The 7,191-nt window shown below is 71.6% G+C and carries 7 protein-coding genes; 4 read left to right on the top strand and 3 right to left on the bottom strand.

The window, feature by feature from the left end:
- The 3 genes from JAO81_RS05905 to dapD all read left to right on the top strand — a co-directional run.
- On the top strand, positions 1-520 hold a 520-nt coding region (locus JAO81_RS05905), incomplete at its 5' end, for an RNA polymerase sigma factor (RefSeq protein WP_233414964.1).
- The gene (locus JAO81_RS05900; protein ID WP_199546698.1) at positions 520-1,485 is read left to right on the top strand and encodes a hypothetical protein; all 966 of its coding nucleotides are present in this window, start codon (positions 520-522) and stop codon (positions 1,483-1,485) included. The genes JAO81_RS05905 and JAO81_RS05900, both read left to right, overlap by 1 nt.
- A 339-nt stretch (positions 1,486-1,824) precedes the next feature.
- Positions 1,825-2,817, top strand: a complete 993-nt coding sequence (gene dapD, locus JAO81_RS05895; RefSeq protein WP_199546697.1) for a 2,3,4,5-tetrahydropyridine-2,6-dicarboxylate N-succinyltransferase — start codon at positions 1,825-1,827, stop codon at positions 2,815-2,817.
- Between the two features lie 161 nt (positions 2,818-2,978).
- Here dapD and JAO81_RS05890 read toward each other — a convergent pair whose 3' ends face one another.
- The 3 genes from JAO81_RS05890 to JAO81_RS05880 all read right to left on the bottom strand — a co-directional run bounded on the left by JAO81_RS05890 (position 2,979) and on the right by JAO81_RS05880 (position 6,579).
- Positions 2,979-5,174, bottom strand: a complete 2,196-nt coding sequence (locus JAO81_RS05890) for a protein kinase (RefSeq protein WP_199546696.1) — start codon at positions 5,172-5,174, stop codon at positions 2,979-2,981.
- Between the two features lie 231 nt (positions 5,175-5,405).
- Positions 5,406-5,969, bottom strand: a complete 564-nt coding sequence (locus tag JAO81_RS05885; RefSeq protein ID WP_199546695.1) for an NADPH-dependent FMN reductase — start codon at positions 5,967-5,969, stop codon at positions 5,406-5,408.
- Between the two features lie 10 nt (positions 5,970-5,979).
- A complete protein-coding gene (locus tag JAO81_RS05880) occupies positions 5,980-6,579 on the bottom strand; it encodes a YitT family protein (protein WP_199546694.1) in 600 nt (199 codons plus the stop codon).
- Between the two features lie 95 nt (positions 6,580-6,674).
- Between JAO81_RS05880 and JAO81_RS05875 the strand changes: the two genes are divergently transcribed.
- Entirely contained in the window at positions 6,675-7,163 is a 489-nt protein-coding gene (locus JAO81_RS05875) for a MarR family winged helix-turn-helix transcriptional regulator (protein ID WP_233414963.1), read from the top strand.
- The last annotated feature ends 28 nt before the right edge of the window (positions 7,164-7,191 follow it).

The raw sequence follows: 7,191 nt of genomic DNA, 5'->3' as shown, positions 1-7,191 counted from the left end.
CCCCCCCTCCGCCGGGCCCCCCCCCCCCCCCCCCCGCCCCCCGCCCCCCCCCGCCGGCGCCGGCGCCGCGGACGATCTGACGGCGGAGACCTTCCTCGCGGCGTTCCGTACGCGCTCCCGCTACGACCTGTCGCGGGATAACGCGCGGCCCTGGCTGTACGGCATCGCGGCGAATCTGATCGGCAAGCAACGGCGCGCGGAGATACGGGGTCTGCGCGCCCTTGCCCGTACCGGAACCGATCCGGTGGCCGAGTCCTGGGTGGACCGGGCCGACAGCCGGGTCGTGGCGCAGTCGGCCCATGCGCCCCTGGCGGGGGCGCTCGCCGGGCTCTCCGCCGGTGACCGGCATGTCCTGCTGCTCGTCGCCTGGGCGGACCTCTCGTATCCGGAGGTCGCCGAGGCGCTGGGCATCCCGCTCGGGACGGTGCGCTCGCGGCTCAACCGGGCGCGGCGCAAGGTGCGCAGCGCGCTCGGTGCGGATCCGGCATTCGTCGTGGACGCCTCGGAGGTGGCGCAGTGATGGACGAGATGACGAAGGTGCGTGAACTGCGGTCCGAAGCGCCCACGCCCGACCGGGCGCGGCTCGCGCAGGGCCGGACGCGGCTCCTTGACGCGGCGCAGGGCGGTGGCTCCGCGTGGCGGCTGGCACGGCTGCGGCGCGACTGGCGCCTCGCCGCGGTCGGGGCGGCGCTCGCGGTGACGGCCTCGGCGGTGATCGCCGTGAACGTGGCGGACTCCTCGGGCGGCTCCGACGGCGGGCCTCGGCCGGCGGCGAGCCAGTCGGTGCGGCCGGGGACGGCGCAGGAGTTCCTGGAGGGGGCGGCGCGGGCGGCCGAGTCGGTCAAGGGGCCGGAGCCGCGGGAGGACCAGTGGTACTACACCAAGCACATCGGAACCTCCGTCGGTGGCGACGGGGACGGAAAGCTGGAGAAGCCGACGACGGACGAGGACTGGTTCACGGCCGGGTCCCAGAAGGGCGAGGAGCGCGACTGGCGCGAGTACTACGCCCTCATGAAGGGGCTGCCGGACGACCCGGAAGGGATCGTGAAGGCGTACCAGAAGGCGTATCCGGAGCAGTTCGACATGCTGGATCCGAAGAAGCCGGCGGACGTCTTCCATGTCGCTCAGTCGCTGGCGCGCTCACCGATCACGCATCTGGAGGGCGAGGGCCAGGCCAAGCTGTACCGGGCGCTCGCGAAGCTGCCGGGGATCGAGCTCGTCGACGGCCCGGTGACCGACGCGGCCGGCCGCGAGACCGTCGCGATCACGCTGAAGCCGGGGCCCGATGACCGGTACCGCAACGAGTTGCTGCTGCTGCCCGACACGTATCAGGTGGTGGGAAGCCGGATGGTCGTGGTCCGTGACTTCACGGACAACGACCGGGAGACCGCCTTCTTCCCGGGGACGTGGAAGGCCGGCGACGTGATGACCACCAGCGCCAGCCTGGTCCTGACGTTCGTCGACGAGAAGAACGTCCGGCCCTGAGGTTCTCAGGCCCCTGACGTCCAGGGGCCTGAGAGCCGGACCCGTGCCGTACGCCCGCGCCCGGGGGGCCCTCGCACCCCCCCCGGCGCCGCCCCCCGCCCGGGGGGGGGGGGGGGGCGAAGGGCACGCCCTTGTGCGGACGGGCAGGTGGGGAATCCAGCTCTGCACGCCCTCGTGCGGACGGGCAGGTGGGGAATCCAGCTCTGCACGCCCTCGTGCGGACGGGCAGGTGGGGAATCCAGCGCTGCACGCCCTCGTGCGGACGGGCAGGTGGGGGAACCCGGCCCGCACCCTGAGACCGGTTCGCTTCCGTTGCCGCGAGCCGGTTAAGTTTTGCCCATGACCGACACCACCACTGCCCCCCGTACCACCGGTGCCGTAGCAGCGGGCCTGGCCACGCTGGCCGCCGACGGCACCGTTCTCGACACCTGGTTCCCCGCCCCCGAGCTCAGCGACGCTCCCGGCCCGGCCGGCACCGAGCGGCTGAGCGCCGAGCGTGCCGTCGAGCTGCTCGGCGAGGGTGCCGCCAAGGCCATCCGCAAGGACGACCGCCGGGGCGTGGAGATCGTCGCCGTCCGTACCGTCATCGCGTCCCTGGACGACAAGCCGCTCGACGCGCACGACGCGTACCTGCGTCTGCACCTGCTCAGCCACACGCTGGTCAAGCCGAACGAGCAGAACCTCGACGGCCTGTTCGGCCTCCTCGCCAACGTGGCCTGGACCTCGCTCGGCCCGGTCCCGGTCGACTCGCTCGAGACGGTCCGCCTGAACGCCCGCGCCGAGGGCCTGCACCTCGTCGTGCACGGTGTTGACAAGTTCCCGCGGATGACGGACTACGTGGCGCCCAAGGGCGTCCGTATCGCCGACGCCGGCCGTGTGCGCCTCGGCGCGCACCTCGCCGCGGGCACCACCGTGATGCACGAGGGCTTCGTCAACTTCAACGCCGGCACGCTCGGTACGTCGATGGTCGAGGGCCGTATCTCGCAGGGCGTCGTCGTCGGCGACGGCTCGGACATCGGCGGCGGCGCCTCCACGATGGGCACCCTGTCCGGCGGCGGGACCCAGCGCGTCGCCATCGGCCAGCGCTCCCTTGTCGGCGCCGAGGCGGGCGTGGGCATCGCGCTCGGCGACGAGTGCGTCGTCGAGGCCGGCCTCTACGTCACGGCCGGCACCCGCGTCACGATGCCCGACGGCCAGATCGTCAAGGCCCGCGAGCTCTCCGGCGCCTCGAACATCCTCTTCCGCCGCAACTCGGTCTCGGGCGCGGTCGAGGCCCGCCCGAACAACGCGGTGTGGGGCGGCTTGAACGACGTGCTGCACAGCAACAACTGATCACGGGGGCAGCTGCCTGCCGCCCTGCGGTCGATCAACTCGCGACCTGCCGCTGACCTGCCGATGAGCTGTCGACGGTGGTCATGGGTGGTCCACGCTGAGCGCCCTTCCGCGGCCCAAGGACGGCCCCGGGAGGGCGCTTCGACGTCTGCCGGCAGATCTCAGGTCCGACCGAACTGCGCCAACTCGATGGCGTACAAACGGCGCTTGTCGGGCGGATCACCCTCGCGATCCAGGCCGCGATCCGCACACACGGCGAACACGAGGTCGCCGAGGCAATAGATCTCCAGCAGATGTTTCTCGGGCAGGGTGAGGACCGGGCCCTTGTCGCCCGACGCGGGGTCGATCCGCACAAGCCGCGCGCCTTGACCGTTGACCTTGGCGATCAAGGGAGCGTCTGGTGGCGCGGTGCGGCCCCTCTGGCTGGAGCGAGAGAGGAACAGCCCTTTGTGGCGCCAGCGTTCGGTGCCGTCACGGGGGTCCAGGCCCAGCAGGGTGTTCGTCCGGGTCTTCGGGTCCCACTGGTTGGCCAGCACGATGTCGCCATGGGCGAAGGGGTGGCCCTCGGCCACGGACCACAGCTTCTTGCCGTCGACGCACGACCAGGCGTTCTCCGTGTCCAGCAGCAGCTTGTGCTCGGGCACGACCTGTACCCGGCCGAGGCCCTTGTACGTCTCGATGACGTTGCCGTCGGCGGCGTCCACGACGGTCAGGCCGGAGTCTCCGCTGAAGAAGAGGCGGCCGTCCACCGCACCGGCGAAGGACGGGCCCGCGCCCGGTCTGGTGGATTTTTCGTACGGCCAGACCCACTGTTCCTCGCCGGCAACCGTATCCAGCGCGATCCACAAACCCCCCTCGTCTCGCACGAGCAGCGTCCTGTCGGCCGACTCCAGCCCGCTGACCAGGGCCATGTCGCTCTCCAGGGGGTACTGCCAGCGCACTTCCCCGGTGGCGTGGTGCAACGAGAAGACGTAGGGCCCCAGGCCGACGTAGACCGTTTCGGGGGCCAGTTCCAGGAAGACACCACCCGACACATCGTTGTCCTCGAGGGGCGCGAACCCCCAGCGCTTGTCCCCGCTTTCCGGCTCCAGACAGCGCAGTTCCCCGTGGTCGGCGGTGACGTACAAGGTGTCCTTCGTCATCGGGTACGTTCCGTCGATGTCGTCCGTACCGCGCCAGAGCTCCTTGCCCGTGCGAACGTCGTACGCGACCAGTTCGGTCTCACTGTCACTGACCAACAGGGCAGAGCCCGCGATCGCGTCCGGGGTGTACGTCGTAGGCGTGCGCCAGCGGTACTTCACATCCCCCTTTCCTCCGCCCTTTTCCGCGCCGGAGGGCCCTCCGCCCTGGTCGCCGCCCTTCTCCAGGACCTTCGGGACCACGACGATCGTCGCCGTCGACACCGCGACCACCCCGACCGCGCCGAACAGCACGGTGCGCCGGCTCATCTGCCGGCCGGGCTCCGCCGCGGACGGCAGCGTGGCCGGGGCGGCAGGAGCCGGGGACCGCTCGGTCGTCTCCTGCGCCCCCAGCTCGCGCGCGATCGCCCCGAGCCGCGCCGCGGTCTCCGCGGCCGAACCGGGCCTGTCATCCGGCGACTTGGCCAGGAGCGCGGACACCAGCCGATCCAGCTCGGCGGGCAGTCCCGCTCTGCGCGCGGAGGGTGGCAAAGGCACCTCCGAGGCATGCGCGACGATCTGCGCCAGCACTTCACGGTCGCCGAACGGCGTCTCCCCGGTGAGCAGTTGGTACAGCAGACAGCCCAGCGAGTACAGGTCGGAGGCCGCAGTCACCTCCTCCCCGCGGGCCTGTTCCGGAGACATCCAGGGAACGCTGCCCAATACCCCGCCCGCCTGACTGAGGCGGTCGAGGCCGAGGTCGCGATGGAACCAGGCGATGCCGAAGTCGAGCACGCGCACCGTGCCGTCCGGGCCGAGCACGGCGTTGGCGGGCTTGATGTCACGGTGGACGATTCCCGCGGCATGCGCCGCCTCCAAGGCGAAGCAGATCTGCCGGGCCCAGTCCAGGGCGCGGGCCGGCGCGGGCGGGCCTTCGGTGGTCAGGACGCGATCCAGGGCGCGGCCGGGAGCGAGGGCCATCACGATGAACAGCGTGTCGCCGTCCCGCCCGAAGTCATGGACGGTGACCACGTGCTGGTTGTCGGACAGGCCGGCCGCGGCCCGCGCCTCACGTTCCAGGCGGGCCGCCGCCTGCTCGGTGACACCGGGGCCGGCAACGGTCTTGACGGCGACCTCGCGGTGCAGCACCAAGTCCTCGGCCCGCCACACGACGCCCATCCCACCCGCGCCGAGCCGCTCGACCAGCCGATAGCGCCCGGACAGTACGGTATGTGTCACTGAACCCTCCCCAACGCTCCGCAACCCCTGTGCATGTACGCGATGTACGGGGTCGCTGGTTCCGCCAGGGTGCAGGCTACGGCTTTCGGAATGATCTGTGACCGCCAACTCCGAGACCAGACAGGCCAGTTGACCTGTTTGGGTTGTCGCTCCGCAGGGGGTGGCAACGTCGCGGGGCCCAGGCGGAATGCAGGAACGGGAACCCGTCGGTGGTCATGCCGGTCGCGCCGGTCAGGCCGTCACGGGTGTCCCCACCAGCCCGCCCACCGAACTGAGCACGGCGTTGGCCTCGGTGGTGAGTTCGGGGGTGGGGTGGAAGCGGCCGCCGGGGGTGGTGAGTCGGTCGATTCCCGGGATCGAGAGGGTGTGCGGGGCGGGGCGCAGGCCCACGCGGGCGAGGACGGGGTGGAGCATGTCGAGGGCCGGGGCGCCGCCCGAGGCGCCGGCGCTGTAGCTGATCAGGCCGACGGGCTTGTCGCGCCACTCCGCGTACAGGGAGTCGATCGCGTTCTTGAGCGGGGCGGTGAAGCCGCCGTTGTACATCGGCAGGACGAAGACGAAGCACTCCGCCGCCGAGACGGTCGCGCTCCAGGCCTTGGTGTGCTCGTGGACGTACACGCCGTCGGCGGGCAGGCCCGGTTCGTCGAAGAAGGGCAGGCCCACCTCGCCGAGGTCGACGAGTGTGGCGGCGAACTGTCCCTGGGCGGCGGCGAGTTCGGTGACCCAGTGAGCCAGCGGGCGTCCGGCCGAGGTCGGTCGGGTGCTGGCGGAGAGGATCTGCAGGCGGCGGGGCATGGCGGATTCCTTACGAGGGGACGGCCCGGGGAGCGCGGGCGGTTGCGGTGAACGTGAGGCGGCGCAGGGCGAGTTGGGTCAGGGGGCCGATCGCGGCGGCGAAGAGCACGGTGCCCGGGCCGACGGTGCCGCCGAGCAGCCAGCCGGCGGCGAGTACGGACGCCTCGATCGCGGTGCGTGCGCGGCGGATCGAGATGCCGCGGGCGGCGAGCCCTGTCATCAGGCCGTCGCGCGGTCCCGGGCCGAGCCCGGCGCCGACGTAGAGCCCGGTCGCGAGGGCGTTGAGGAGGAGGCCGGCGGCAAGGACCCCGCCGCGTACCCACGGACCGTGGAGATCGGGCAGGGCGACCAGAGCGGCGTCGGCGACCAGGCCGACGACCAGGACGTTGGCGAGGGTCCCGATGCCGGGACGCACCTTGAGCGGGATCCAGGCGAGCAGCACGAGGACGCCGACGCCGTTGACGACCCAGCCGAACGGCAGTCCCGTCGTGCGGGCGACGCCCTGGTGCAGCACATCCCAGGACGGGACGCCGAGTTCGGCCGCGACCATGAGCGCGATGCTCACGCCGAAGAGGACGAGTCCGGAGCTGAGGCGGAGTGCGGCTGCCATGACCCTCTCCAAGTGATTGACGTGTCATCTATGTCCTGAAGTGAAGGTAGCCCCGGGTAGGTGACGTGTCAATCAGATGCGGTACGGTGAGCGCTATGACAGGGCAGGAACCTCAGTGGCTCACCGACCGCGAGCAGCGCGCCTGGCAGGCGTACCGGCGGATGTTTCTGCTGCTCAACGCACAGATCTCGCGGGACCTCCAGCACGACAGCAAGCTCTCCGACCCCGACTACGACGTGCTGTCCAACCTGGGCGCGGCCCCGGACCGCCGCCGGCGGGTCAGCGAGCTGGCCGACCGTATGCTCTGGTCCCGCAGCCGGCTCTCGCACCATCTGGCGCGGATGGAACAGCGCGGCCTGGTCGTACGCGAAGGCGTCGCGACGGACGGGCGCGGCGCCGTCGTGACCCTGACGGATCAGGGGATGCGCACCCTGGACGCGGCGGCACCCGCCCATGTCGCCTCGGTGCGGCGGCACTTCATCGATCTGCTCAGCCCCGCCCAGCTGGACGTGCTGGCCGAGCTGGGGGAGGCGGTAGTGGAGCGTCTGGCGTCAGGCCCGACGTCCGCGCCCGGTGCGGACTGACGGCCGGCCGCGGGATCTTACGAAACGC

The sequence above is a fragment of the Streptomyces sp. N35 genome, assembly GCF_016464295.1.
Taxonomy (GTDB): Bacteria; Actinomycetota; Actinomycetes; order Streptomycetales; family Streptomycetaceae; genus Streptomyces.
This window is presented reverse-complemented; position numbering and strand designations above follow the sequence as displayed.